The organism is uncultured Sphingomonas sp., assembly GCF_964235535.1.
Classification (GTDB): domain Bacteria; phylum Pseudomonadota; class Alphaproteobacteria; order Sphingomonadales; family Sphingomonadaceae; genus Sphingomonas.
Genome location: NZ_CAXSBH010000024.1, coordinates 12,183 through 37,319 on the forward strand (window position 1 = coordinate 12,183; position 25,137 = coordinate 37,319).

36 protein-coding genes and 1 pseudogene are annotated in these 25,137 nt (G+C 65.7%); 33 read left to right on the top strand and 4 right to left on the bottom strand.

Going from position 1 to position 25,137, the window contains the following annotated elements; all coding sequences use genetic code 11:
- The first annotated feature begins 157 nt into the window (after nt 1-157).
- From tuf to ACFE7F_RS09110, 27 genes are all read left to right on the top strand, one after another.
- The gene (gene tuf / locus ACFE7F_RS08980; RefSeq protein WP_375403515.1) at nt 158-1,348 is read left to right on the top strand and encodes an elongation factor Tu; all 1,191 of its coding nucleotides are present in this window, start codon (nt 158-160) and stop codon (nt 1,346-1,348) included.
- Nucleotides 1,349-1,491: 143 nt separating this feature from the next.
- Complete coding sequence (gene rpsJ / locus ACFE7F_RS08985) at nt 1,492-1,800, top strand: 30S ribosomal protein S10 (protein WP_033921125.1); 309 nt, start codon at nt 1,492-1,494, stop codon at nt 1,798-1,800.
- Between the two features lie 197 nt (nt 1,801-1,997).
- On the top strand, nt 1,998-2,861 hold the full coding sequence (gene rplC, locus ACFE7F_RS08990) for a 50S ribosomal protein L3 (RefSeq protein ID WP_375403516.1): 864 nt from the start codon (nt 1,998-2,000) through the stop codon (nt 2,859-2,861).
- A 2-nt stretch (nt 2,862-2,863) separates the two neighbouring features.
- Nucleotides 2,864-3,490 carry a 50S ribosomal protein L4 gene (gene rplD / locus ACFE7F_RS08995; protein ID WP_375403517.1) on the top strand — a complete coding sequence of 209 codons (627 nt, stop codon included), beginning with the start codon at nt 2,864-2,866 and terminating at the stop codon, nt 3,488-3,490.
- Nucleotides 3,483-3,800 (top strand): 50S ribosomal protein L23, encoded by a 318-nt coding sequence (locus tag ACFE7F_RS09000; RefSeq protein ID WP_375403518.1) that lies wholly within the window; start codon nt 3,483-3,485, stop codon nt 3,798-3,800. The genes rplD and ACFE7F_RS09000 overlap by 8 nt, the downstream gene beginning before the upstream one ends.
- A gap of 4 nt (nt 3,801-3,804) precedes the next feature.
- The gene (gene rplB / locus ACFE7F_RS09005; RefSeq protein WP_375403519.1) at nt 3,805-4,644 is read left to right on the top strand and encodes a 50S ribosomal protein L2; all 840 of its coding nucleotides are present in this window, start codon (nt 3,805-3,807) and stop codon (nt 4,642-4,644) included.
- Entirely contained in the window at nt 4,645-4,920 is a 276-nt protein-coding gene (gene rpsS / locus ACFE7F_RS09010; RefSeq protein WP_375403520.1) for a 30S ribosomal protein S19, read from the top strand. It abuts the gene before it with no gap.
- On the top strand, nt 4,920-5,297 hold the full coding sequence (gene rplV / locus ACFE7F_RS09015) for a 50S ribosomal protein L22 (RefSeq protein WP_375403521.1): 378 nt from the start codon (nt 4,920-4,922) through the stop codon (nt 5,295-5,297). Before rpsS ends, rplV begins: the two co-directional genes overlap by 1 nt.
- Nucleotides 5,297-6,004: a 30S ribosomal protein S3 gene (gene rpsC, locus ACFE7F_RS09020; RefSeq protein WP_375403522.1), complete on the top strand. Its 708-nt coding sequence runs from the start codon at nt 5,297-5,299 to the stop codon at nt 6,002-6,004. The genes rplV and rpsC overlap by 1 nt, the downstream gene beginning before the upstream one ends.
- Before the next feature lie 18 nt (nt 6,005-6,022).
- Complete coding sequence (gene rplP / locus ACFE7F_RS09025) at nt 6,023-6,457, top strand: 50S ribosomal protein L16 (RefSeq protein WP_375403523.1); 435 nt, start codon at nt 6,023-6,025, stop codon at nt 6,455-6,457.
- Nucleotides 6,457-6,660: a 50S ribosomal protein L29 gene (gene rpmC, locus ACFE7F_RS09030; protein ID WP_375403524.1), complete on the top strand. Its 204-nt coding sequence runs from the start codon at nt 6,457-6,459 to the stop codon at nt 6,658-6,660. The genes rplP and rpmC overlap by 1 nt, the downstream gene beginning before the upstream one ends.
- A 12-nt stretch (nt 6,661-6,672) precedes the next feature.
- Nucleotides 6,673-6,945 (top strand): 30S ribosomal protein S17, encoded by a 273-nt coding sequence (rpsQ, locus tag ACFE7F_RS09035; protein WP_375403525.1) that lies wholly within the window; start codon nt 6,673-6,675, stop codon nt 6,943-6,945.
- A gap of 65 nt (nt 6,946-7,010) precedes the next feature.
- Nucleotides 7,011-7,379, top strand: coding sequence for a 50S ribosomal protein L14 (gene rplN, locus ACFE7F_RS09040; RefSeq protein WP_174291909.1), 369 nt, complete (start codon nt 7,011-7,013; stop codon nt 7,377-7,379).
- The gene (rplX, locus tag ACFE7F_RS09045; RefSeq protein ID WP_375403526.1) at nt 7,379-7,696 is read left to right on the top strand and encodes a 50S ribosomal protein L24; all 318 of its coding nucleotides are present in this window, start codon (nt 7,379-7,381) and stop codon (nt 7,694-7,696) included. Before rplN ends, rplX begins: the two co-directional genes overlap by 1 nt.
- 28 nt (nt 7,697-7,724) lie before the next feature.
- Entirely contained in the window at nt 7,725-8,285 is a 561-nt protein-coding gene (gene rplE, locus ACFE7F_RS09050) for a 50S ribosomal protein L5 (protein WP_375403527.1), read from the top strand.
- A gap of 55 nt (nt 8,286-8,340) precedes the next feature.
- A complete protein-coding gene (gene rpsN / locus ACFE7F_RS09055) occupies nt 8,341-8,646 on the top strand; it encodes a 30S ribosomal protein S14 (protein WP_375403528.1) in 306 nt (101 codons plus the stop codon).
- Nucleotides 8,647-8,656: 10 nt separating this feature from the next.
- The gene (gene rpsH, locus ACFE7F_RS09060; protein WP_375403529.1) at nt 8,657-9,052 is read left to right on the top strand and encodes a 30S ribosomal protein S8; all 396 of its coding nucleotides are present in this window, start codon (nt 8,657-8,659) and stop codon (nt 9,050-9,052) included.
- Nucleotides 9,052-9,585, top strand: coding sequence for a 50S ribosomal protein L6 (gene rplF / locus ACFE7F_RS09065; RefSeq protein ID WP_375403530.1), 534 nt, complete (start codon nt 9,052-9,054; stop codon nt 9,583-9,585). The genes rpsH and rplF overlap by 1 nt, the downstream gene beginning before the upstream one ends.
- Nucleotides 9,585-9,941, top strand: coding sequence for a 50S ribosomal protein L18 (rplR, locus tag ACFE7F_RS09070; protein ID WP_375403531.1), 357 nt, complete (start codon nt 9,585-9,587; stop codon nt 9,939-9,941). The genes rplF and rplR overlap by 1 nt, the downstream gene beginning before the upstream one ends.
- Before the next feature lie 3 nt (nt 9,942-9,944).
- On the top strand, nt 9,945-10,763 hold the full coding sequence (gene rpsE, locus ACFE7F_RS09075; RefSeq protein ID WP_375403532.1) for a 30S ribosomal protein S5: 819 nt from the start codon (nt 9,945-9,947) through the stop codon (nt 10,761-10,763).
- A 1-nt stretch (nt 10,764) separates the two neighbouring features.
- A complete protein-coding gene (gene rpmD, locus ACFE7F_RS09080; RefSeq protein WP_375403533.1) occupies nt 10,765-10,947 on the top strand; it encodes a 50S ribosomal protein L30 in 183 nt (60 codons plus the stop codon).
- A gap of 186 nt (nt 10,948-11,133) precedes the next feature.
- The gene (gene rplO / locus ACFE7F_RS09085; protein WP_375403534.1) at nt 11,134-11,667 is read left to right on the top strand and encodes a 50S ribosomal protein L15; all 534 of its coding nucleotides are present in this window, start codon (nt 11,134-11,136) and stop codon (nt 11,665-11,667) included.
- 127 nt (nt 11,668-11,794) lie between these two features.
- On the top strand, nt 11,795-13,159 hold the full coding sequence (gene secY / locus ACFE7F_RS09090; protein ID WP_375403535.1) for a preprotein translocase subunit SecY: 1,365 nt from the start codon (nt 11,795-11,797) through the stop codon (nt 13,157-13,159).
- Between the two features lie 57 nt (nt 13,160-13,216).
- Nucleotides 13,217-13,891 carry an adenylate kinase gene (locus ACFE7F_RS09095; RefSeq protein WP_375403536.1) on the top strand — a complete coding sequence of 225 codons (675 nt, stop codon included), beginning with the start codon at nt 13,217-13,219 and terminating at the stop codon, nt 13,889-13,891.
- 196 nt (nt 13,892-14,087) lie between these two features.
- Nucleotides 14,088-14,456: a 30S ribosomal protein S13 gene (gene rpsM / locus ACFE7F_RS09100; protein WP_375403537.1), complete on the top strand. Its 369-nt coding sequence runs from the start codon at nt 14,088-14,090 to the stop codon at nt 14,454-14,456.
- Between the two features lie 72 nt (nt 14,457-14,528).
- Entirely contained in the window at nt 14,529-14,918 is a 390-nt protein-coding gene (rpsK, locus tag ACFE7F_RS09105; protein WP_375403538.1) for a 30S ribosomal protein S11, read from the top strand.
- Nucleotides 14,919-15,012: 94 nt separating this feature from the next.
- Nucleotides 15,013-16,083 carry a DNA-directed RNA polymerase subunit alpha gene (locus ACFE7F_RS09110; protein WP_375403539.1) on the top strand — a complete coding sequence of 357 codons (1,071 nt, stop codon included), beginning with the start codon at nt 15,013-15,015 and terminating at the stop codon, nt 16,081-16,083.
- A gap of 245 nt (nt 16,084-16,328) precedes the next feature.
- Here ACFE7F_RS09110 and ACFE7F_RS09115 read toward each other — a convergent pair whose 3' ends face one another.
- Complete coding sequence (locus tag ACFE7F_RS09115; RefSeq protein ID WP_375403540.1) at nt 16,329-16,733, bottom strand: PilZ domain-containing protein; 405 nt, start codon at nt 16,731-16,733, stop codon at nt 16,329-16,331.
- A gap of 202 nt (nt 16,734-16,935) precedes the next feature.
- On the opposite strand from ACFE7F_RS09115, the gene ACFE7F_RS09120 reads away from it, so the two are divergent.
- From ACFE7F_RS09120 to ACFE7F_RS09135, 4 genes are all read left to right on the top strand, one after another.
- The gene (locus ACFE7F_RS09120) at nt 16,936-17,136 is read left to right on the top strand and encodes a hypothetical protein (protein ID WP_375403541.1); all 201 of its coding nucleotides are present in this window, start codon (nt 16,936-16,938) and stop codon (nt 17,134-17,136) included.
- A 115-nt stretch (nt 17,137-17,251) separates the two neighbouring features.
- A complete protein-coding gene (rplQ, locus tag ACFE7F_RS09125; RefSeq protein WP_375403542.1) occupies nt 17,252-17,674 on the top strand; it encodes a 50S ribosomal protein L17 in 423 nt (140 codons plus the stop codon).
- Between the two features lie 43 nt (nt 17,675-17,717).
- A complete protein-coding gene (gene guaA / locus ACFE7F_RS09130; RefSeq protein ID WP_375403543.1) occupies nt 17,718-19,271 on the top strand; it encodes a glutamine-hydrolyzing GMP synthase in 1,554 nt (517 codons plus the stop codon).
- Nucleotides 19,262-20,566, top strand: coding sequence for an MFS transporter (locus ACFE7F_RS09135; RefSeq protein ID WP_375403544.1), 1,305 nt, complete (start codon nt 19,262-19,264; stop codon nt 20,564-20,566). The genes guaA and ACFE7F_RS09135 overlap by 10 nt, the downstream gene beginning before the upstream one ends.
- A 15-nt stretch (nt 20,567-20,581) precedes the next feature.
- Here ACFE7F_RS09135 and ACFE7F_RS09140 read toward each other — a convergent pair whose 3' ends face one another.
- The 3 genes from ACFE7F_RS09140 to ACFE7F_RS09150 form a co-directional block, all read right to left on the bottom strand.
- Nucleotides 20,582-21,376, bottom strand: a complete 795-nt coding sequence (locus ACFE7F_RS09140; RefSeq protein ID WP_375403545.1) for a metallophosphoesterase family protein — start codon at nt 21,374-21,376, stop codon at nt 20,582-20,584.
- Between the two features lie 35 nt (nt 21,377-21,411).
- The gene (locus ACFE7F_RS09145; protein ID WP_375403546.1) at nt 21,412-22,296 is read right to left on the bottom strand and encodes a hypothetical protein; all 885 of its coding nucleotides are present in this window, start codon (nt 22,294-22,296) and stop codon (nt 21,412-21,414) included.
- A 117-nt stretch (nt 22,297-22,413) separates the two neighbouring features.
- Complete coding sequence (locus ACFE7F_RS09150) at nt 22,414-23,373, bottom strand: alpha/beta fold hydrolase (RefSeq protein WP_375403547.1); 960 nt, start codon at nt 23,371-23,373, stop codon at nt 22,414-22,416.
- 116 nt (nt 23,374-23,489) lie between these two features.
- On the opposite strand from ACFE7F_RS09150, the pseudogene ACFE7F_RS09155 reads away from it, so the two are divergent.
- Together ACFE7F_RS09155 and ACFE7F_RS09160 are read left to right on the top strand one after the other, a co-directional pair.
- A pseudogene (locus ACFE7F_RS09155) lies at nt 23,490-23,940 on the top strand (hypothetical protein).
- 65 nt (nt 23,941-24,005) lie between these two features.
- On the top strand, nt 24,006-25,137 hold a 1,132-nt coding region (locus ACFE7F_RS09160), incomplete at its 3' end, for a sulfate adenylyltransferase subunit 1 (RefSeq protein ID WP_375403548.1).

Genomic DNA, 25,137 nt, shown 5'->3' on the forward strand with positions numbered 1-25,137 from the left:
CTGGCGTCCTGCCTACGCTTGAGCTATCCGCGCCAACTCGCGAGAGGCTGGGTGGGGACGCCCGGCTTCTTGTGCTTTGCGGGCCCGCCCGCTCCATATTAATTCGTGGTCAAGCGGCCCGCCGGCTCTCCAGGCGGCGCGCTGTAGAGGGAAGAACATGGCGAAGGCAAAATTCGTTCGCGACAAGCCGCATCTCAACATCGGCACCATCGGTCACGTCGATCACGGCAAGACGTCGTTGACGGCCGCGATCACCAAGGTGCTGGCCGAGACCGGCGGCGCGACCTACACGTCGTACGACAACATCGACAAGGCGCCCGAGGAGCGTGAGCGCGGCATCACGATCTCGACCGCGCACGTCGAGTACGAGACGTCGGCGCGCCACTATGCGCACGTCGATTGCCCTGGCCACGCCGACTATGTGAAGAACATGATCACGGGTGCCGCGCAGATGGACGGCGCGATCCTGGTCGTGTCCGCGACCGATGGTCCGATGCCGCAGACTCGCGAGCACATCCTGCTCGCGCGCCAGGTGGGCGTGCCCGCGATGGTCGTCTTCATGAACAAGGTCGACTTGGTCGATGACGCCGAGATCTTGGAGCTGGTCGAGTTGGAGATCCGCGAGCTGCTGTCGTCTTACGAGTTCCCGGGCGACGATATTCCGATCATCCAGGGCTCGGCGGTCGCCGCGCTCCAGGACAAGACCCCCGAGATCGGTCATGACGCCGTGCTGAAGCTGATGGCGGCGGTCGATGAATACATCCCGCAGCCCGAGCGTCCGCTCGACAAGCCGTTCATGATGCCGATCGAGGACGTGTTCTCGATCTCGGGTCGCGGCACGGTCGTCACCGGCCGCGTCGAGACCGGCATCGTCAAGGTCGGCGAGGAAGTCGAGATCGTCGGCATCAACGACACCCGCAAGACCACGGTCACGGGCGTCGAGATGTTCCGTAAGCTGCTCGACCAGGGTCAGGCGGGCGACAATGTCGGCGCGCTGATCCGAGGCGTGGGCCGTGAGGACGTCGAGCGCGGTCAGGTGCTGTGCAAACCGGGCACGATCAAGCCGCACACCGACTTCTCGTCGGAGGTGTATGTGCTGTCGAAGGAGGAGGGCGGTCGTCACACTCCGTTCTTCGCCAACTATCGCCCGCAATTCTACTTCCGCACCACCGACGTGACCGGCACCGTCGAGCTGCCCGAGGGTACCGAGATGGTCATGCCCGGCGACAACGTCGCGCTCGGCATCAAGCTGATCGCGCCGATCGCCATGGACGTGGGCCAGCGTTTCACCATCCGTGAGGGCGGTCGGACCGTCGGCGCAGGGGTTGTCAGCGGCATCACCAAGTAGTAGGCGCGCTGACCTGAGTTAGGGGGCGGCTCCGGGAGACCGGGGCCGCCCTCCGCTATTTACGGGAGGCTCGTCGGCTTCCCTCAAGCGTTTCCCAGATATCAAGCCGCTCGGCGGCCAGCTCTTTCGCATCGGTAGGACCCATGGACAACAATATCCGCATTCGCCTCAAGGCGTTCGATCACCGCGTGCTCGATCAGGCTGCCGGCGACATCGCCGACACCGCGCGCCGCACCGGCGCGCTGATCCGTGGTCCGATCCCGCTGCCGACGCATATCGACAAGTTCACGGTCAACCGCGGCCCGCATATCGACAAGAAGTCGCGCGAGCAGTTCGAGACGCGGACCTACAAGCGTCTGCTCGACATCGTGCAGCCGACCCCGCAGACGGTGGACGCGCTCATGAAGCTTGATCTTGCCGCCGGCGTTGACGTGGAGATCAAGTTGGCCTAACGGCGCTTCTTCCGCAGACGGCCTTTGGCCGCGCGGGAGCTACGACATCGAGATACCGCCGACGGTCTGCCGCCGGGACAGCGTCTCCCGTCATGTTCCCTCACGGGGACGACCAGCCCGGGACGGGGCCGCTTTTCACACATCGGGCTACACGCACCTCGGAATGGTCCGACGTGCCTCTGTAAGGAGTATGGATCATGCGCACTGGCGTGATCGCGAAGAAGTTGGGGATGACCCGCCTGTTTCAGGATGACGGCCGGCATGTGCCCGTCACCGTCCTGCAGCTTGATGGCGTACAGGTCGTCTCCGTTCGCGAGGAGACTCGGGACGGCTACACCGCCGTCCAGCTTGGCGCCGGGAGCGCCAAGGCCAAGAACCTTTCCAAGCCGCAGCGTGGCCATTTCGGCAAGGCCGAGGTCGAGCCCAAGGCGATCCTCGCCGAGTTCCGTGTCGATGGCGATGCGCTGCTCGATGTCGGGGCCGAGCTGTCGGCCGACCATTATGTCGCTGGACAATATGTCGACATCCAGGGCCGTACGCAGGGCAAGGGCTTTGCCGGCGGCATGAAGCGCTGGAACTTCGGCGGCCTGCGCGCGACGCACGGCGTGTCGGTGTCGCACCGTTCGCTCGGTTCGACCGGTCAGCGCCAGGATCCGGGCAAGGTCTTCAAGAACAAGAAGATGGCCGGGCATATGGGCGACAAGTACCGCACCCAGCAGAATCTCGAGATCGTCGGCACCGACGTCGCGCGCGGTCTGATCTTCGTGAAAGGCTCAGTGCCAGGATCGAAGGGCGGCTGGCTGTTCGTCAAGGACGCGGTGAAGGAAGCCCGCCACACGGACGCTCCGTACCCGGCTGGTTTGCGCAGCGCGGCGCATGACGAGGAGCCGGTCGTCGCTTCGGTCGAGGAGGGCGCGGTCCATGAGTTGCCGCCGTTGCCGAGCGCCGAAGAGGTTCAGGCCGGTGTCGATGCTTCGGACGACGCTTCCGGCCTGCGTACGCTCGATCCCGGCAACGTGTCGGACTCCGGTGACGACGCCACCACCGGCCGGGAGGGCTGATCATGCAAATCAAGGTACAGTCTTTCGCCGGGACCGAAGGTGCGGACATCGAGCTGAACGACGAGGTATTCGGCCTCGATCCGCGCGCCGACATCCTGCACCGCGTCGTCACCTGGCAGCTCGAGAAGCGCCGCGCCACTGCGCGCGGTACTCGCGAGCGCGCCGACGTCGCGCGGACCGGCAAGAAGCTTGGTCGCCAGAAGGGCGGCGGCACGGCGCGTCATGGCGATCGGCGCGCGCCAATCTTCGTCGGCGGCGGCAAGGCGCACGGTGCCCGCGTTCGCGATTTCAATCCGAGCCTCAACAAGAAGGTTCGCGCGCTTGGCCTGAAGATGGCGCTGTCGAGCCATGCCAAGGCGGGCTCTTTGGTGGTGATGGACTCGCTCGCGGTCGAGGGTGGCAAGACCAAGACCTTGAAGGGCGATCTGGCCAAGCTGGGCTTCGGCAAGCGCGCGTTGGTGATCGACGGCGACATGGTCGATACGAGCTTCGCGTTTGCGGCCGGCAACTTGCACGAGGTTAACATCCTCCCGGCGGTCGGCGCGAACGTGTACGACATCATCAAGGCCGACACGCTGGTGCTGACGCGCGCCGCTGTCGAGAAGCTGGAGGCACGCTTCAATGGCTAAGCAGCAGCAGCAGGCGGCGATCGACCCGCGTCATTACGACGTGATCGTGGCGCCCCACATCACCGAAAAGGCGACGCTCCTGTCCGAGCACAATGCGGTGGTGTTCCGCGTGTCGCAGGACTCGACCAAGCCGCAGATCAAGGCGGCGGTCGAGGCGTTGTTCGGGGTGACGGTCACGGGCGTCAACACGATCGTGCAGAAGGGCAAGACCAAGAAGTGGAAGGGCGCTCCGTACCAGCGCTCCGACATGAAGAAGGCGATCGTGACGCTGGGCCAAGGCCAGTCGATCGACGTCACCACGGGGATCTGAGGCGATGGCGCTCAAGCAATATAATCCGACCACGCCTTCGCAGCGTGCGCTGGTCCTGATCGACCGTTCGACGCTGTGGAAGGGATCGCCCGTCAAGGCGCTGACCGAAGGCAAGCGCAAGTCGGGCGGCCGCAACAACAAGGGTCACGTGACCAGCCGCGGGATCGCGGGCGGTCACAAGCAGCGTTACCGCTATGTCGACTTCGTTCGGCGCAAGTGGGACGTCGAGGGCACGGTCGAGCGGATCGAGTATGATCCCAACCGCACCGCCTTCATCGCGCTCATCCGCTATCCCGACGAGGAGGTCGCCTACATCCTGGCGCCGCAGCGTTTGGGCGTCGGCGACAAGGTGATCGCGGGCAAGAAGACCGACGTGAAGCCGGGCAATGCGATGGAGCTGGGGCAGATGCCCGTCGGCACCATCGTCCACAATGTCGAGATGAAGCCCGCCAAGGGTGGTCAGATCGCGCGTTCGGCCGGGACGTACGTCCAGGTCGTCGGTCGCGATCGCGGCATGGTGATCGTACGGCTCACCTCGGGCGAGCAGCGCTATATCCGCGGCGAGTGCATGGCGACGGTGGGCGCGGTGTCGAACCCCGACAACCAGAACCAGAACTTCGGCAAGGCCGGCCGTAGCCGTTGGATGGGCAAGCGCCCGCTGACGCGCGGCGTCGCCAAGAACCCGGTCGACCATCCGCATGGCGGCGGCGAGGGCCGTACCTCGGGCGGCCGTCACCCGGTCACGCCGTGGGGCAAGCCGACCAAGGGTGCGCGTACCCGTCACAACAAGTCGACCGACAAGATGATCATCCGGTCGCGTCACTCGACGAAGAGGAAGGGCTAAATGCCTCGTTCAGTCTGGAAGGGTCCGTTCGTGGACCTGCATCTCCTGAAGAAGGCGGAAACCGCTCAGGACGCCAACGCGCGCGCGCCGATCAAGACCTGGTCGCGCCGCTCGACGATCCTGCCGCAGTTCGTGGGCCTGACCTTCTCCGTGTATAACGGCCGCAAGTTCGTGCCGGTATCGGTCAACGAGGACATGGTCGGCATGAAGCTCGGCGAGTTCGCGCCAACACGCTACTTCCCCGGCCACTCCGCCGACAAAAAGGGCAAGCGCTGATGTCCAAGCCCAAATCCCCCCGCAAGGTCGGCGACAAGGAAGCCTTGTCGGTCGGAACGCAAATACGCGGCTCCGCTCAGAAGCTTGATCTCGTTGCCGCGCTCATCCGTGGGCAAAAGGCAGGCGCCGCGATGAACATCCTGCAATTCTCGACCAAGGGCATAGCGGTGGACGCGCGTAAGGTGCTTGCGTCGGCGATCGCCAATGCGGAAAACAACCACAATCTCGACGTCGACGCGCTGGTCGTGTCGGAGGCGAGCGTGGGCAAGTCGATCACCATGAAGCGATTTGCCACGCGCGGCCGCGGCAAGTCGACCCGCATCCTCAAGCCGTTCAGCCGTCTGCGCATCGTCGTGCGCGAGCAGGAAGAAGCATAATGGGTCAGAAGAGCAACCCGATCGGCCTGCGTTTGCAGATCAACCGTACCTGGGACAGCCGCTGGTTCGCTGAAGGTGCGGATTACGGACGGCTGCTACAGGAGGACCTGAAAATCCGATCGCACATCATGAAGTCGCTGCCGCAGGCCGCGATCTCGAAGGTGGTAATCGAGCGTCCGGCCAAGCTGTGTCGTATTTCCATCTTTGCCGCGCGCCCAGGCGTTATTATCGGCAAAAAGGGCACCGATATTGAGCGGCTGCGCAAGGTCATCGGTGGAATGACCGCGTCGGACGTGTCGCTCAACATCGTCGAGATTCGCAAGCCCGAGGTCGATGCGCGGCTTGTGGCGCAGGGGATCGCCGATCAGCTGGAGCGTCGTATCGCGTTCCGCCGTGCGATGAAGCGCGCGGTGCAGTCAGCCCTGCGGTTGGGCGCCGAGGGCATCCGGGTCGCTTGCGGTGGTCGCCTCGGTGGTGCGGAAATCGCGCGGTCGGAGTCGTACCGCGAGGGCCGTGTGCCGTTGCATACGCTGCGCGCGAACATCGATTATGCCGAGGCTGAGGCGCACACGTCCTACGGCGTCTGCGGCGTCAAGGTCTGGGTGTTCAAGGGCGAGATCCTGGGTCATGATCCGATGTCAACCGACAGGCTGATGATGGAGGCTCAGACCTCCGGCGTGCGCCCCGCGCGCGATGACCGTCGCTAAGGGGCAGGGACACTAATCATGCTGCAACCGAAGAAGACCAAATTCCGGAAGGCGTTCAAGGGACGCATTCACGGTGATGCGAAGGGCGGGACCGCACTGAATTTCGGCTCGTACGGGCTGAAGGCGATGGAACCAGACCGCATCACCGCGCGGCAGATCGAGGCGGCGCGCCGTGCGATCACGCGTCATATCAAGCGTCAGGGGCGGTTGTGGATCCGCATTTTCCCCGACGTGCCGGTGTCGTCCAAGCCTGCCGAGGTCCGGATGGGCAAAGGCAAGGGCTCGCCCGAGTTCTGGGCTGCGCGGGTCAAGCCGGGCCGTATCTTGTTCGAGCTGGACGGGGTCGAGGGCCAGATCGCCGCCGAGGCGTTCGAGCGCGCGGCAATGAAGTTGCCGATCAAGGTCAAGGTGGTTGCCCGGCTGGGCGACACGTCCCATTTGGGAGGTGAGTGATGGCGCAGAAGGATTTCGTCGGCCAGTCCGAGGACCAGCTGAGCGAGAAGTTGGGCGAACTGAAGCGCGAGCAGTTCAACCTGCGCTTTCAGGCGGCGACCAACCAGCTGGAGAAGCCCAGTCGCGTGCGCGAGGTCCGCAGGGATATTGCGCGGATCAAGACCATGCAGGCGCAGCGCTCCAGCGCCGCGTCGGCCAAGTAAGGATTTAGGGACATGCCGAAGCGCATGCTGACCGGGCTGATCGTGTCCGACAAGGGCGAGAAGACGGTGGTTGTGAACGTGGAGCGCAAGGTCAAGCACCCGCTCTATGGCAAGATCATTCGTCGCTCGAAGAAGTACCATGCTCATGACGAGCAGAACGAGTTCAAGGCGGGCGAGACGGTGCGGATCGAGGAGACCGCGCCGATCAGCAAGCTGAAGACCTGGAAGGTCGTTGATCGGGTGAACACCCATGCGACTCCCGAGCGGGTCGACGTCGACGCCTGAAAAGCGTCGTTTCTGAAGGCGGGGCTGGGTCGGTATCCACCCCATAGTGAGAAGGAAGCGGATCAGTGATCCAGATGCAGTCCAATCTCGACGTCGCGGACAATAGCGGCGCGAAGCGGGTCCAGTGCATCAAGGTGCTTGGGGGTTCCAAGCGCCGTGTTGCGGGTGTCGGCGACATTATCGTCGTATCGATCAAGGAAGCGCAGCCGCGCGGCCGCGTGAAGAAAGGCGACGTCCACCGCGCCGTCATCGTGCGCACCGCCAAGGACATTCACCGCGCCGACGGGTCGACCATCCGGTTCGACTCGAACGCGGCGGTGCTGGTCAACAAGAACGAGGAGCCGATCGGCACCCGTATCTTCGGCCCGGTCGTACGCGAACTTCGCGGCAAGAAGCATATGAAGATCATCTCGCTCGCGCCGGAGGTGCTGTGATGGCATCCGCGCGTATCAAGAAAGGCGATCAGGTCATCGTCCTGTCGGGCAAGGACAAGGGGCGTACCGGCACGGTGACCGCGTCCATGCCCAAGCTGGACAAGGTGATCGTCGGCGGCGTCAACATCGCCACCAAGCATCGGAAGGCGAGTCAAGCCGATCCGCAGGGTGGTCTAGAGCGCGTCGAGGCACCGATGCACGTGTCGAAGGTCTCGCATGTGACCGCCGACGGCAAGGCTACCCGCGTTCGCTTTGAGGAGCGTGACGGCAAGAAGGTCCGCGTGGCCGTGAAGACGGGGGACGTAATCAATGGTTGAGCAGACCGCTAACGGGTATGTCCCGCGCATGCAGGCGATTTATAACGATCGCATCATAAATGCCATGATCGATAAGTTCGGTTACAAGAACAAGCTTGAGATTCCGCGGCTCGACAAGATCGTGCTCAATATGGGCGTGGGCGAGGCGACGCAGGACAAGAAGCGCGTCGATCAGGCCGCATCCGAGATGGAGCTGATCGCGGGCCAGAAGCCCGTGATCACCAAGGCCAAGAAGTCGATTGCGCAGTTCAAGCTGCGCGAGGGCATGCCGATCGGCGTGAAGGTGACGCTGCGTCGCGAGCGCATGTACGAGTTCCTCGACCGGTTCATCACGATCGCGCTTCCTCGCGTTCGCGATTTTCGTGGGTTGAACCCCAAAAGCTTCGACGGGCGGGGCAATTACGCCTGCGGCCTGAAGGAGCAGCTGGTGTTCCCCGAGATCAGCTACGACCGCGTCGACAAGGTGCGCGGCATGGACGTGATCGTGACCACCACGGCGAAGACGGACGACGAGGCGCGCGAGCTGCTCCGGTTGTTCGGCTTCCCGTTCCCGATCGAGGAAGAAGTCGCCGAGAAGAAGGCGGCGTAACGTTTTCGCGTTCCCGTGTCCCGGACGCGTACAGGAAAGAAGAGAGCTTAAGTCGATGGCGAAACTGAGTTCGATCAATAAGAATAACCGTCGCAAGGCGATGGTGAAGCAATATGCGCCGAAGTATGCGGCGCTGAAGGCGAAGGCCAACGACCAGTCGCTAGACGATGGCGAGCGGTTGATCGCCCGGCTGAAGATGGCCGAGTTGCCGCGAAATGCGAACCCGACGCGCATTCGTAACCGGTGCGAGGTCACGGGACGTCCGCGCGCCTATTACCGCAAGTTCCGCCTCGCCCGCGTCATGCTGCGCGATCTCGCCAATAAGGGCATGATCCCCGGCGTCACCAAGTCGAGCTGGTAAGGATACACTCATGGCAGTGACCGATCCCCTGGGTGACCTGCTCACCAGCATCCGCAATGGGCAGCGCGCGAAGAAGGACTCCGTCCTGACGCCTGCGTCCAAGCTGCGCGTCCGCGTACTCGACGTGCTCCAGCGCGAGGGCTATATCCGTGGTTACAGCGAAGAACAAATGGGCCCAGCTGCGGGCTTGCGCGTCGAGCTGAAATATTTCGAGGGCCAGCCCGCAATCAAGCATGTGGCCCGCGTGTCCAAGCCCGGCCGACGCGTCTATTCGGGAAGCCAGGCGCTTCCCCGCGTTATGAACGGCCTGGGCATCACCATCGTTTCGACGCCGCGCGGCGTGCTTTCGGACGCCGAGGCGCGCGAGCAGAATGTCGGCGGCGAAGTGTTGGCGGAGGTGTTCTGATGAGCCGTATCGGTAAGAAGGCGGTCATTGTCCCCGCTGGTGTCACGGCGAACATTGCCGACGGGCTGTTGAGCGTGAAGGGCCCCAAGGGGACTCTGAACCTCTCGCTCCGCGACGAGATCAGCTACGCGCTCGAGGACGGTGGCATCTCGGTCAAGCCGGCCAACGACACCAAGCAGGCGCGTGCCTTTTGGGGCATGCAGCGGACCCTGGTGCAGAATCTGGTCACGGGCGTGAGCGAGGGCTTCACCAAGAAGCTGCTGATCACGGGCGTCGGCTACCGCGCCGCGGCGCAGGGGCGCAACCTGAAGCTGCAGCTGGGCTATAGCCACGACATCAATATCGACGTGCCGGCCGACCTGGAGGTCAAGACGCCGGACAATACGACGATCGAGATCAGTGGCGCCGACAAGCAGAAAGTCGGTCAGTTGGCCGCCGAGATCCGTCGTTGGAGGAAGCCGGAGCCCTATAAGGGCAAGGGCATCAAGTATGCCGGTGAGTTCATCTTCCGGAAGGAAGGGAAGAAGAAGTAATGGCTAATCATCTATCCCTCTTTGAAAAGCGGCGTCGCCGCAACCGTACGGCGCTCCGTTCGCGGGCGGGCGTCCGGCCGCGATTGTCGGTGCATCGCTCGGGCAAGCACATCTATGCGCAGGTGATCGACGATGCCGAGGGCCGCACGGTCGCGGCCGCGTCGACGCTGACCATCGACGCTAAAGCGGTGTCGGGCGCAAACATGGAGGCAGCGGCCGGGGTTGGTCGGCGTGTCGCGGAAGCGGCCAAGGCGGCGGGCGTGACGCAGGTCGTGTTCGACCGTGGAGGCTTTCTGTTCCACGGACGCGTCAAGGCGCTGGCCGAAGCCGCGCGTGAAGCCGGATTGGAGTTCTAAGACATGGCCGACGACAACAACCAGTCGACTACAGGGGCCGAGAATGCGCCGCAGGACCCAGCCGGTGCTGCTCCCGCCGGCAACGCTGGCGGTCCCGGCGGCGGCTATCAGGGCGGTGGCGGTGGCGGCTACCAGGGCGGTGGTCGCGGTCGTGGCGGTCCTGGTGGCGGCGGTGGTCCGGGCGGTAACCGTGGGCGTGGTGGCCCCGGCGGCAACCGTGGCGGACGCGACGGCGGTCGTGGGCGCGATAATCGCGGCCGTGGCGGTCCCGGGTCGGACGACGGCGGCGAGGAACTGATCGAGAAGCTGGTCCATATCAACCGCGTGTCCAAGACGGTGAAGGGCGGCAAGCGCTTCGGCTTCGCGGCTTTGGTCGTGGTCGGCGACGGCAAGGGCCGGGTCGGCTTCGGCCACGGGAAGGCGCGCGAAGTGCCGGAGGCGATCTCGAAGGCGACCGCCGCGGCCAAGAAGGCGATGGTCCGCGTGCCGCTCCGCGACGGGCGTACGTTGCATCATGACGCGAACGGGCACTTCGGTGCCGGCCGTGTCACGGTCCGTGCCGCGCCGCAGGGCACGGGCATCATCGCCGGTGGCCCGATGCGCGCGATCTTCGAATCGCTCGGCGTCGCCGACGTGGTGACCAAGTCGGTCGGTACGTCCAACCCTTATAACATGATCCGCGCGACCTTCCAGGCGCTGGGCGACCAGACCTCGCCGAAGGCGGTGGCGCAGCGTCGCGGCAAGAAGATCGCCGATCTGCTGGGCCGTGGCCCGGGTGGCTCGGCAACGGCCGAGGCGGAAGCCATGATGGTGACGGAGTAGAATGGTGGCCAGCATCAAGATCAAGCAGACGGGTTCGCCCATCCGCCGTACGTCCGACCAGCGCGCGACGCTGATCGGGCTCCGGCTCAACAAGATGCACCGGGTCAGCGAACTCGAGGATAGCCCCGAGATTCGCGGCATGATCCGCAAGGTGCAGCATATGGTCGAAGTGGTGGAGGGCTAGCCGCCTCTCCCCCTTTTCCTCTCCCGCTTTTCCGGGAGAAGGTGGCCGGGCGTAGCGAGGTCGGGTGAGGGAAGTCGACAACACGCACTCCCCTCACCCTGGCGCTTCGCGCCTGTCCCTCTCCCGCGAAGGCGGGAGAGGGTTAGAATTCAACCAGCGCGACAAAAGCGAAAGCGAGTGCACGACATGAATTTGAACGAACTTCACGACAATGAGGGTGCCCGTAAGAGCAAAATGCGCGTCGGACGCGGCATCGGCTCGGGCAAGGGCAAAACCGGCGGGCGCGGCCAGAAGGGTCAGAAGAGCCGCGAGGGTGTGTCCATCGCTGGCTTCGAGGGCGGACAGATGCCGCTCCACATGCGGCTGCCCAAGCGCGGGTTCAACAACGTGTTCGGGACCGACTACGCCGAGGTGAATGTCGGCGCGATCCAGCAGGCGCTCGATGCGGGCAAGATCGATGCGAGAGTAACGATCGATCATGCGGTGCTGAAGGCGGCGGGCTTGGCGCGTGGCGGCAAGGACGGCGTTCGGCTACTCGGCAAGGGCGCGATCACGGCCAAGCTTAGCTTCCTGGTCCAGGGCGTGTCCGCCGGCGCGCGCACCGCCGTCGAGGCGGCGGGCGGTTCAGTCGAGGTGCCGACGCTCGTGCCCGCGGCCGAAAAGGCCGCGGCCAAGAAGGGCAAGGTCCGCGCGGCCCGCATTGCGGCGCGTACGGCCTGAGCCGAGAGGTCGCTCGCTAAGGGCGCGCAGCTTCGTATGTTAGACAAGCGCCTCCATGCGCTTATATGAGCGGCAGGGTGGATCGTAATCTGTCCTGCCGTTTTCGTTTCCAGGATATCCCCGACCCATGGCGACATCAGCCGACCGGATGGCGCAAGGCCTGAACCTCGCCAAGTTCGCCAAGGCAACCGACCTGAAGAAGCGATTGTGGTTCACAATCGGCGCGCTGATCGTATTCCGACTGCTATCCTACGTGCCGCTGCCGGGCATAGACCCGACTGCGCTCGGGTTGTTGAACCAGCAGACGCAGGGCGGGGTGCTCGATTTCTTCAACACCTTCTCGGGTGGCGCACTCAGCCGCATGTCGCTGATCGCGCTTGGGATCATGCCCTACATCACCGCGTCGATCGTGGTGCAGCTGGCGACCAGCTTGTCGCCGACGCTTGGCGCGATCAAGAAGGAGGGGGAGAGCGGGCGCAAGCGGCTGAACCAGTATACGCGATACGGCACGGTCGGGCTGACCGCGATCCAGGGCTACTTCATCGCGGTCGGGCTGGAGGCGCTGGGCGCGACGCAGGGCGTGCAGGCGGTGATCGAGCCGGGCATGACGTTCCGCGTAGCCGCCGTCATTTCGCTCGTCGGCGGCACCATGTTCCTGATGTGGCTGGGCGAGCAGATCACCAGCCGGGGCATCGGCAACGGCGTATCGCTGATCATCATGGCGGGGATCGTGGCGAGCCTGCCGACGACGTTGGTGCAGTTGTTGGAGGGCGGGCGTTCGGGATCGCTCGACCCGATCCGGATCATCGGCATCGTCCTGCTCGTGATCGCGCTGGTGTTGTTCATCTGCTTCATGGAGCGGGCGCAGCGACGCATCCTGATCCAGTATCCCAAGCGCCAGACACAGCGCGGGATGCAGGCGGATCGCAGTCACTTGCCGCTCAAGATCAACACCGCGGGCGTCATCCCGCCGATCTTCGCCTCGTCGCTGCTGCTGATGCCGCTAACGGTCAGCCAGTTCGCTGGCCAGCGGATCGCGGGCGAGAGCGCTTACGGCGATTTCATCATTGGGCTGAACCAGTATCTCCAGCACGGGCAGCCGCTGTACATGTTCCTTTACGGTGCCGGGATCATCTTCTTCTCGTTCTTCTACACGGCGGTGGTGTTCAATCCGGAGGAGACCGCGGAGAACCTGAAGCGGTATGGTGGGTTCGTGCCGGGCATTCGGCCGGGTAAGAATACCGAGACGTATTTCGATTACGTACTCACGCGCATTACCGTGATCGGGGCGGCGTATCTGACGACGATTTGCTTGTTGCCCGAATATATCACGGCGGCGCTGGGCATCCCGTTCCTGCTGGCGGGAACCAGCCTGCTGATCGTCGTCAACGTGACGATGGACACGGTGACGCAAATCCAGTCGCACCTGCTGGCGCATCAGTATGGCGACCTGATCAAAAAGGCGAAGCTCAAGGGCGGTCGCCTGCGCTAAGCATCCACGAGCGCCCGATCGGAAACGTCCGGTCAGGAATGGAGGGGAACCGGTCGCGTGAATATCATCCTGTTGGGACCGCCCGGGGCGGGCAAGGGTACACAGGCGGCGCGCCTGGTCGCCGAGCGGGATATGGCGCAGCTGTCGACGGGCGACATGCTGCGCGCGGCGGTCAAGGCGGAAACGCCCGTGGGGCTGCAGGCCAAGGCAGTGATGGAGGCGGGCGAGCTCGTGTCGGACGCGATCGTATCCGCGCTGATCGGCGAACGTCTCGATGTTCTTTTTGAAGAAGGCGGGGCGGAGACGGCCGGGGGTGTGATCTTCGACGGTTATCCGCGGACGGCGGCGCAGGCGGACGCGCTCGATATGCTGCTGTCGGATCGCGGGCGCGCACTGGATTGGGTGATCGAGCTGGAGGTCAACGAGGCGTCCCTGACCGAGCGCGTGGTCGGGCGCTATACCTGCGCCAGTTGCGGCGCGGGATATCACGATCGCTTCAAGGTCCCGGCGGTGGCGGATACGTGCGACGTGTGCGGGTGTCACGCGTTCAAACGCCGACCCGACGACAACGCCGAAACCGTGGGTATCCGTATGGCCGAGTACCGGGCCAAGACCGAGCCGATCCTGCCGATCTACGAAGCGCGCGGATTGGTAAGGCGTGTGGACGGGATGGCGGAAATGGATGTCGTTGGCGAGGCGATCCACGCCATCCTAGGTGGTCGGGCGGACTGAGGCGTCCGAAGTACCAAACGACCCCGTCGCGCGGTTGACACCTGTCGTCGCAAGACATAAAGGACGCGCTACTTCAAACGCATTGATGAACGGCGGCGCTTCTTGGCGCTCGCCGCGACCGTGCGTTCGGAGCCGCCCGCGACGATATGGGGTTTGTGCGGCCATGCCGACCCTGTGGAGCTAGGAGAAGCATTTCATGGCACGTATCGCCGGCATCAATATTCCATCCAACAAGCGCGTTGTCATCGCGCTGACCTACATCCACGGGATCGGGCCTTCGAAGGCCGAGCAGATCGTGGGCAAGCTCGGCATTGTGCCCGAGCGTCGCGTGCAGGACTTGACCGACCAGGAGGTGCTGCAGATCCGTGAGACGATCGACGCCGATCACCAGGTCGAGGGCGACCTACGTCGCACCACCGCGATGAACATAAAACGCCTGATGGACCTGGCCTGCTATCGCGGCCTGCGTCATCGCCGGGGTTTGCCGGTCCGTGGCCAGCGTACGCACACCAACGCCCGCACCCGCAAGGGTAAGGCCAAGCCGATCGCCGGCAAGAAGAAGTAGGCTTGAGCCGCGTTCCGGCGCGGCTCGCTCACTCGATCTTATCGACACGGCATTTCAGGTTAGGATTACGGAATGGCTCAGGCCCCGCAGCGCATCAAGCGGCGTGAACGCAAGAACATCACATCGGGCGTCGCGCATGTGAATGCGTCGTTCAACAATACCATGATCACCATCACCGACGCGCAAGGCAACACGATCTCGTGGTCGTCCGCCGGCACGATGGGCTTTAAGGGCAGCCGCAAGTCAACGCCCTATGCTGCGCAGGTTGCGGCTGAGGATGCGGGCAAGAAAGCTGCCGAGCATGGCGTCCGTACGATCGAGGTTGAGGTCAAAGGTCCGGGTTCAGGCCGCGAGTCGGCGCTGCGCGCGTTGCAGGCAGTGGGCTTCCAGATCACCTCGATCCGCGACGTGACGTCGATCCCGCATAACGGCGTGCGCCCGTCAAAGCGGCGCCGCGTCTGACTTTTCCTGCCCGCAGCGTTTTCCATCCACGCCGCGGGCCGTTCCTTATGGCCGGCGGCGATCGTTCGTCCGGCTCCCAAATCAGGGGAAGCAAATGGCTGTCAACGCAAAGAACTGGCAGGAGCTCAAGAAGCCCAGCGGTCTCGAAAAGCGCGGGGGCGACGGCAAGCGCAAAGCGACGTTCGTGGCCGAGCCGCTGGAGCGGGGCTTCGGGCTGACGCTGGGCAACGCGCTGCGCCGGGTGTTGCTGTCGTCGCTGCAGGGCGCGGCGGTGACGTCGATCAAGATCGAAAACGTGCTGCATGAATTCTCGTCGCTGGCGGGCGTCCGCGAGGATGTGACCGACATCGTGCTGAACGTGAAGCAGCTGGCGATACGGATGCAGGGCGAAGGTCCCAAGCGGCTGCAGCTGGCCGCCACCGGCCCGGGCGAGGTGAAGGCGGGCGACATCGCGGTGTCGGGCGACATCGAGATCATGAACCGTGATCTGGTGCTGTGCCATCTGGACGAGGGCGCGATGCTCAACATGGAGCTGACCGCCGACACGGGTAAGGGTTACGTTCCCGCGACGGCGAACCGGCCGGCGGACGCGCCGATCGGGTTGATCCCGGTAGACGCGTTGTACTCGCCGGTTCGTCAGGTCAGCTACAAGGTCGACCCGACGCGCGTCGGGCAGGATCTAGATTACGATAAGCTGACGCTGACGGTCGAGACCGACGGCACGGTGACGCCGGAGGACGCGGTCGGGTATGCGGGGCGTATCCTGCAGGATCAGCTGGCGCTGTTCGTGCAGTTCGAGGAGGGCCAGGTGGTCCGCGCCTCCGCCCCGATCGGCATGGCCGCGCCGTCGTCCATGGGGTCGAGCGAACCCATCGGCGATACGCAGCAGATCAACCGCTACCTGCTCAAGAAAGTCGACGAGCTGGAACTGTCGGTCCGGTCGGCTAACTGCCTGAAGAATGACAACATCATCTATATCGGTGACTTGGTTGGCAAGACCGAGGCGGAGATGCTCAGGACGCCTAATTTCGGGCGCAAGTCGCTGAACGAGATCAAGGAGGTGCTGTCGTCGATGGGCCTGCGGCTAGGCATGGAAATCCCAGGCTGGCCGCCGGAGAATATCGAGGAAATGGCCAAGAAGCTCGAGCAGGAGATTATGGGCTGAGCCGCACGGAGCCAGGCAAGGCTTGGCCCCGAGACGGCGCAAGCTCGGCCGACGGGTTGGCTAGCCGAGCCCGTTCGACGTTATGGGGCCTCGGCGACAAGCCGAGGCCCTTTTTTGTTTTCCTGCTTCGAACGACAGCCGCACGTCCAGCGGCCCGCGCGGCGCGGCTTGGCCGCGACCTCGGATAGATAGCGGAACCCCGGATCAAGTCCGGGGTGACGGGAACGTGGCGGAGGCTGAGCCTCTTACCGCCGGTACGGGCTCGTCATCGTGCCGACCCAGCCGGCGGTGGCCACCGGAGTAGCGGGAGACGCGGTCGATACGGCGATTGCAGGTGCCCCCTTTGGCGCGACGATGGCGCGGCCGCGCGCCGCGTCGGGGTCGATCGGCTCGGCGAAGCGCAGGCCGGCCGCATCATCCCTCACCCAGACTACCGTTGCGCCGATCGCCGCGAGCATGCCGACCGAGATCAGCACGGTCGAACCGGGTTTGAGCGATCCCGCCCGGTCTACGCGCGCGCCGGTCGTCGACAGATCCTTGATGCGATGCTTTGTCGTTGCGCCGGCACCGAACCCCGCGATCTCGACGCCCAGCAGCACCTGTTTGCGCGGGCTGCGCTCCGTCAGGTCGTCGAGGGCTGCGGGCGACATCGATTGCTGATCCTCTTTCGTGATGGTGATTTCCCGCGCGACGCGATCGGCTAGAACTTACGTCGTAGGCGTTAATGGACTCTCAAGCGGTATCTCAGCGGCCGTCCTCTCGTTGACCGGGTTTGTTTCGTGATAAAAGCGTAACGGTTGCCACTATTCCGCTCGTTCGCTGGTTTGATCCGTGATTGACGGGAGAACGAATATGCCAGGTTCCTGGGCGGACGACCGGATCGTCGCCGTGGGATTGCTGACCCGGCGCGATCTCGACGTGCTCGGGCTGGGCTTCTCGCGACATTTCCCGGTGGCGGAGGACGACGCGTTCGGCGAACTCCTAGCCAAGCTGGACGGGGTGGAGGCGACGTCCGCCGCGCGGCGGATCAAGGTGACGGTGGCTGAGGATTAGGGCCGTGCCTTGACTTCGAGGGCAAGGCGGTGTGTAGGCGGGGCCTCTCGGGCGGCTCCTCCGCCCGGCTCGGGGTACCTCGTACGGCCCCTGGACGAACCGAAGGACTTAGATCATGCGCCATCGCGTCGGCGGCCGTAAGCTGCAGCGTACCTCCGCCCACCGCCTCGCCCTGTTTCGGAACATGGCGGCGGCATTGATCAAGCATGAGCAGATCACCACCACGGTGGCCAAGGCCAAGGAACTGAGGCCTTACGTCGAGAAGCTGGTGACGCTCGCCAAGCGTGGCGGGTTGTCAAACCGTCGGCTGGCGCATGCGCGGCTGCTCGACGACGCGCAGCTGATTAAGTTGTTCGATGTGATCGGGCCCCGGTACGAGGCGCGGAGCGGCGGTTACACGCGCATCGTCAAGGCGGGCATTCGCCTGTCGGACGCGTCGCCGATCGCGATCATCGAGTTCGTGGACCGGGACGTGTCGGCCAAGGGCCAGGATAGCGGCCCGGTGATGACCGACGAGGATTACAGCGAAGCCGCCTGATCGGGATTGGCGGGATCGGACAAGCGCGGCTACACGCGCTTCCATGAACCACCCCGACACCATCCTGATCGTCGATTTCGGTAGCCAAGTCACGCAGCTGATCGCCCGGCGGGTTCGCGAGGCGGGGGTTTATAGCGAGATCGCGCCTTTCAACGCCGCCGCCGAGGCATTCGCGCGCACCCGGCCGGCGGGCGTGATCCTATCGGGCGGGCCGGCGTCGGTGGTCGATGCGGACTCCCCGCGCATACCCGACGCGATCCTGCATGCGGGCGTGCCTATGCTGGGCGTATGCTACGGCCAGCAGGCGCTGACGGCGCAGCTGGGCGGAACGGTCGAGCGGGGAATGGCGGGCGAGTTCGGATCGGCGTTCGTCGACGTCGCGGACGGGTGCGCGCTGTTCGACGGAGTATGGACGCCCGGTGAACGGCATCGGGTTTGGATGAGCCACGGCGACCATGTCGCGGCTTTAGCCCCCGGGTTCCGGCCAGTCGCGGCGAGCGCGGGCGCGCCCAATGCGGTGATCGCCGACGACGCGCGGCGTATCTATGCGATGCAATTCCATCCGGAAGTCGTCCATACGCCCGACGGCGCAAGGCTGATCGCAAATTTCGCGCGCCATGTCTGCGGGTTGACAGGCGACTGGACGATGGCGGAGTTCCGCGCCGCTAAGATCGCCGATATCCGCGCGCAGGTCCGCGAGGGCCGGGTCATCTGCGGGTTGTCGGGCGGTGTGGATTCGGCGGTGGCGGCGGTGCTGATCCACGAGGCGATAGGCGAGCAGCTGACATGCGTGTTCGTCGACCACGGGCTGCTGCGCGCCGGTGAGGCGGAGCAGGTCGTCGGGTTATTCCGTGGTCATTACAACATTCCACTCGTCCATGTGGACGCGGCGACCCTGTTCATGAACGGGCTGGCGGGGATCACCGACCCGGAGCTCAAGCGCAAGTTCATCGGCAAGACGTTCATCGACGTGTTCGAGGACGAGGCGCGCAAGATCGGCGGGGCGGGGTTCCTGGCGCAGGGGACGCTGTATCCCGACGTGATCGAGAGCGTGTCGTTCACCGGCGGGCCGTCGGTGACGATCAAGAGCCACCACAATGTCGGCGGCCTGCCCGAGCGCATGGACATGAAACTCGTCGAGCCCTTGCGCGAGCTGTTCAAGGACGAGGTGCGCGTGCTGGGGCGCGAGCTGGGGCTGCCGGACGCGTTCGTAGGGCGGCATCCGTTCCCCGGGCCGGGGCTGGCGATCCGCATCCCGGGCGAGGTGACGCGCGAACGTTGCGAGATCCTACGTCGGGCGGATGCGATCTATCTGGAGGAAATCCGCACGGCGGGGCTGTACGACGCGATCTGGCAGGCGTTTGCGGTGCTGCTGCCGGTGCGCAGCGTCGGCGTGATGGGCGATGCCCGGACATACGAGTCGGTGCTGGCGCTGCGGGCGGTAACGTCGACGGACGGGATGACGGCGGAAGCGTTCGAGTTTCCGGGCGGCTTCCTGGCGCGGGTGACGACGCGCATCGTCAATGAGGTGCGGGGGGTGAGCCGGGTGACGTACGACTATACGTCCAAGCCGCCCGGGACGATAGAGTGGGAATAGCCGGGGTCGGCGACGCCCCAGCAAATGGCGTATCGCGGCAGTCGCTGGCGGTCGCGGCGTTCTCGACGGTGGTCGAGTGGTACGATTTCACCTTGTATCTCTATATGGCGACGATCCTGTCGCGCGTGTTCTTCGGAGGAGGGGCGGGGTCGCTGGCCGCCGTGCTGGTGGGGTTCGCCGTGTCGTACCTGATGCGGCCGCTGGGCGCGCTGGCGTTCGGGTCGATCGGCGACCGGCATGGCCGGCGCGCGGCGATGCTCATCTCGATGGCGCTGATGACGGCGGCGATGGTGGCGACGGCTCTGCTGCCCACCCGCGCGCAGATCGGCCCCGCCGCGGCCTGGGCGTTGCTGGCGCTCAGGTGCGTGATGTCGTTCTCGGTCGGCGGCGAATATACGGGCGTCGTTGCATATTTGCTGGAGGGCGCGCGGCGCGACCGGCGCGGGCTCGTCACCTCGTCCGCGGCCGCCGCCAGCGAGATCGGCGCGCTGCTGGCCGCGGGCGTGTCCGCGGTGACGGTCGCGTCGCTCGGTACGGCGGCGCTCGATGCGTGGGGATGGCGCATCCCGTTCTTTGTCGGCGCGGCGCTGGCGGGCAGCGTGTGGATCATGCGGTCTTGGATGGAAGAGTCGCCGGATTTCGAGCGGCAGCGCGCCGGCGGCACCGTCCCGGGCAGTCCGTTGCGCCACGCGCTCGCGCGACACCGCACGGCGATCGCGCGCGGGTTCGCCATCTCGGCGCTCGGGTCGATCACCTATTATGTCGGCATCACCTATGTTCCCGTGTTCCTGGCCACGGTACGCGGAACGAGCGAGGGCGCGTCGCTCCGCTTGTCCGTGATCGCGGCGGTCGTGGTCATCCTGGTGACGCCGGTCACGGGCATGCTGGCCGATCGGTGGGGACGCAGGCCGGTCCTGCTGGCACTATGCGGATGCGGCATCGTCCTGCCGATCACGATGTTCGCGCTGATGGCGAGCGGCGGTTCGAGCGGTGGCGTATTCTGGGCGCTGGTCGGCGCGGTGGTGTTGGCAGGTGTCGGCGGCGGCGTGAGCGCGGTCGGCGCGGTCGCCACGGCCGAGCTATTGCCGGGCGAAGGACGCATGACCGGGCTTGCACTCGGAGCGACGACTGCCACCGCGATCTTCGGCGGGTTGACGCCGCTCGTCGCGCAATTGCTGATCGAGCGGACCGGATGGCCGCTGGTGCCGGGCGCGATGATCGCGCTGGTGGCGGCGTGCGCGCTGCCCGTCCTGCTCGGACTACCGGAAACTCGTCCCTTGCCGATCCGGCGCTGATCCGTTCGGGCGATCCTAGGCGGGGACGTACCCGGCCGGGGTGGTCGCCACGGCACCGACGCGCGCCTGGATGAATTCGACGTCCGCGCCGTCCAGCCGGACGGCGGTGAGCACGCCGGTTTTGTAGGCACCGGTGTCGATGCCGATCCGACCGGGCGTGACGACGGGTGCGTCGGACGTCCAGCTGTGGCCGTGAACGACGATCTTTTCGAAACGGTGGTCGCCGCCGAGGAACTCGTCGCGGATCCACAGGCAGTCCTCGTCCTCCTGTCGCGCAAGCGGCACGCCGGGCCGGAGACCGGCATGGACGAAGACGTAATCGCCGCATGTCGTCCGCACGGGCAGCCCGCGCAGGAAATCGAGGTGCGACGCGGGCATCCGGTCCATCAACGCGTCGCGCAGGCGCCAGGGATCGGCATCGCCGTCGCCAGCGGGGTCGACATCATAGGCGCGCAGCGTCGCGCCGCCGTCCGACCGCAGCCAGGGTAGGCTTTCGTCCGGCCTGTCGAGAAAGGCGAGCAGCATCGCCTCGTGGTTGCCACGCAGGAACGCGACCTCGACCGCGGCATGGCGGGACAGCCAGACGAGCGTGGCTAGCACGTCGCGGGTGCGTGGACCCCGGTCGACATAATCTCCGCAGAAGATCAGCAACGGGCGTCCGGCGGGGGCGAGCGCGACATCCGCGACGATGGCCTGCAGCAGCGGGGTCAGCAGGTCGTAGCATCCATGAATGTCGCCCACGGCGTAGACGACCCGGTCGTCGGTCGTCCTGGCGGGCGATGCGGGGTCGTGATGCGCGCTCCGAGTCACGTCAACGAACGGTCGGGAGCGCAATGCGTTTTGCGTCACTCGGCGTCTTCGCGGCGCTTGTTGTCGAGCGCGGCCGCGAGTCGATCGTAGCGGCGGATCGTGCCGTCGGGATCGTCGAGCGAGTCGTAGCGTGCATCGACCCAGCGACGCTTGATGGCCGACATCCACAGGTTCGCGGTGCCCGCCTGCAGGGCGCGGTCGTAGGCCCGCCGCAACCGAGCATCCGCAGCGAGGACGTCCTGGTAGATGCACCGGTCGTCCTCGCTGCCGGGAACACAAGGCCGAGCGGCCGCCGCAGTCCGAGACCGCGCGGCGCGGCGGGACGCGGCGATGGCGACCGGCGACGAAGCCACCCGGCGCGGCTCCGCCTCCGGCCGGGCAGGCACTGTTGCTCGCAGTAAGCGGGCCGGCGGGACCGGATCGATTGAAGCAGCGGCGCGGGGTCCGGAAGCGGCCTCGTCGGCGCGACGAGGAAGCACCGCAGCAAAGGCCGCGACGCGTGGTGGCGACGTGGCGGGTCGGTTCGTGGCGGAAGGAACCGCAGGGGAACCCTCCGGCGACGGGACCGTGGCGGGCGATGTCGCGTTCGACCGTTCGTCGATCGTTGAAGAGATGGACGGAACAGGTACGTCGACCGTGGTCGGGAGCGACATAGGGGGCGGTACGGCCGCGGCAATCCTGGTCGCTCCAGGAGTAGAGCGATCGGTGATACCGTAGCCGATCGCCAGCGCCGCGACGATCAGCGCCAGCAGCGCGGATGCGGCGTACGGTGCCCATCGCCGAGCGCGACCGGCCCGGCCGCGTCGACGGGGCCGCTCGTCATGGTGAAAGGCCGGCACGAGCGCGCGGCCGGCGAGCGGCTGGAAGATACGCTCCATATCGGCCGTGACCGCGTCGTGCGTTTCTAAACCGGTCGCCATCGCCGTCCTTTTCCCCTGCGCGTCAATCGCGCCGAATGCCTGAACCGCGCGTTTACGGTCATACTTAACGACCGTGTGGTGCAGCGGAAAGGGGACGACCCGACCCCGGCCCCTTCGTCACAGCCCTCGCACGAACGCTTCGAGCGCGGCGTTGACGGCGGCGGGCACCTCCTGCTGCACCCAGTGTCCGGCCCCGTCGATGATGGTGGTGCCGCGGTGGTCGTCCAGATGAGCGGCGGCGTTCGCGTAGGTGTCGTGGTCGGGGATGAAGCGGCGGACGGGGTCGAGCGCGCCCGCGATGAAGGCGGCGGGCTGCGTGATTCGCTTGCCGGCGACGGGTGCGCGCGCCTCCCAATCGAGGCGTTGCGCGCGGTAGCGGTTGAGTGGGCCGCGCCAGCCGCCGTTGGCGAAAGCCGCGTTGTAGAAAGCGAGGTCGTCGGCACTCAGCCAATCGGGCAGGCGGTCGGGTTTGGGCATGCCGGTCAGGAATCCGTCGGCGCGGGTCTTGGGGGTGGTGAAGGCGTGGGCGACGCCCTCGCCGGAAAGGCCCCAGTAAATCTTGAGGAGAGCGTCCGGATCGGCGGCGAACTCGGCTTCGGCGATCTCCTCCTGCTGGAAATAGAGCTGGTAGAAAAAGCGGTCGGGATGGATTTGGTCCATCAGGTCGAGGAAGAAGCGGTCGCCGAGCGGCGTATAGGGGACGCTGAGGCCCGCGACCGCGACCACGCGTTCCGGATGACGGATTGCGGTCTGCCAGACGATCGGAGCGCCCCAGTCATGGCCGAACAGAATCGCGCGGCCTCCCAAATGGTCGATGACGGCGGCCACATCGGCGCAGAGTTCGGCCATGGCGTAGGCGGCGATATCGTGCGGCTTCGAGCTTTCGCCGTAACCGCGGACGTCCATCGCGGCGATGCGGTGGCCTGCCTGCGCGAAATGGGCGAGCTGGTTCCGCCAGCTGTGGGCGAGTTCGGGCCAGCCATGGACGCAGAGGATTGGGGGGTGGGGAGAGTCGGCGGAGCCGTTCACGATGACGTTGAGGTGGATGTCGCCATTCTTGACCTGAGCTTGTTCCACGCCTGGTCTCCTTTCGTCCGCCGGGAGAGCATGGAGCCGGGTCGTGCTGGTAGCAAGACGGACGGGCGCGTGGATGCCGGGTGCGGCACGCCGTCACGTACGCTAGTTCTCGGCGCATGCCCGCGATGATGCATCTCGATCGGCTGGAGGCCGAGGGCATCCATTTCCTGCGTGGGGTCGTGGCGGAGGCGACGCGGCCGGCAATGCTTTACTTGATGGACAAGGGTTCGGCGGTCATGCTGCATCAAGCGAAAATGGCGTTCTTCCCAGCCGCGCCACCTTATCTCGCGGTGACGCGGCCGACGGTCGAGCGAGGTGGCGTGATACTGATGGTCGATGACGACCGGTCCCGGATGCGGCCGGGGGAGGTGCCGGTGGACAGTTCGATCCGGTTCCGGACGTTGGGCCACTATCCGCTTACGGGGGGTGGTGGAGAGCGGTGCGGCGGCGCTGGACGCGGTGATCGGGGACATGCTGGCGACGACGACCTCGGAGCGGATAGGTCGGGTGATCGATGTCGAAGGGGCGGGTAGCATGGAGCGCAACAAGCGGGAGGGGTGTTTCTGATGGGGAGGCAAAAGACTCCCTCTCCCTGCTTGCGGGGAGAGGGCTTGGGAGAGGGGCTGTTCAAAATGCCGTCCTCTGAACAGCCCCTCTCCCCGACCCTCTCCCCCGAGGCGGAGAGGGAGGCGCCCGACCTCGACGCGTTCCTGCTGGCGCATGAGGGCAAGTCGCTGCTGAGGTTCATCACCTGCGGCTCGGTCGATGACGGGAAGTCGACGCTGATCGGGCGGCTGCTGCATGATACGCGGGCGGTGTTCGACGATCAGATGGCGGCCCTGAAGGCGGGCTCGGCGCGGATGGGGACGCAAGGGGCGGGGATCGACTTCGCACTGCTGGTGGACGGGCTGCAGGCCGAGCGCGAGCAGGGGATCACGATCGACGTCGCCTACCGGTATTTCGCGACCGCGCGGCGCAAGTTCATGGTCGCGGACACGGCGGGGCACGAGCAATATACACGCAACATGGTGACGGGCGCGTCGACCGCCGACCTGGCGATCATCCTGGTCGATGCGCGTAAAGGCGTGCTGACGCAAACGCGGCGGCATGGGTATCTGGTCAACCTGCTGGGCGTGCGCCGGGTGGTGCTGGCGGTCAACAAGATGGACCTGGTCGGATGGGACCGGGCGCGGTTCGAGGCGATCGCCGCCGACTACGCCGTATTCGCGGAGAGCATCGAGGCGGAGGCGGCGGTGGCGATCCCGGTTTCGGGCTTCCTGGGCGACAATGTCGTCGCGGTATCGGCGGACATGCCTTGGTACGAAGGGCCGACGCTGCTCGGGCATCTGGAGACGGTGTCGGTAGATGCGGGTGCGGCGCGGCCGTTTCGGATGCCGGTGCAATGGGTGAACCGGCCAGACCCGGACTTTCGCGGCTTCGCGGGAACGGTGGCGAGCGGAACGGTCAAGCCGGGCGACGCGGTGCGGGTGCTGCCGTCGGGGCGGACCACGAGCATAGCGCGCGTGGTGACGTTCGACGGCGATCTGGACGAGGCGGAGGCGGGGCGGGCGGTGGTGCTGACGCTGGCGGATGAAGTTGACTGTGCACGCGGGGACGTGATCGCGGCCGCCGCCGATCCGCCGCCGGTCGCCGATCAGTTCGAGGCGACGATCGTGTGGATGGCCGATGCGCCCATGCTGCCGGGGCGCGGATACTGGCTGAAGCTGGCGACGCAGACGGTGACGGCGCAGGTGGCGCAGCCCA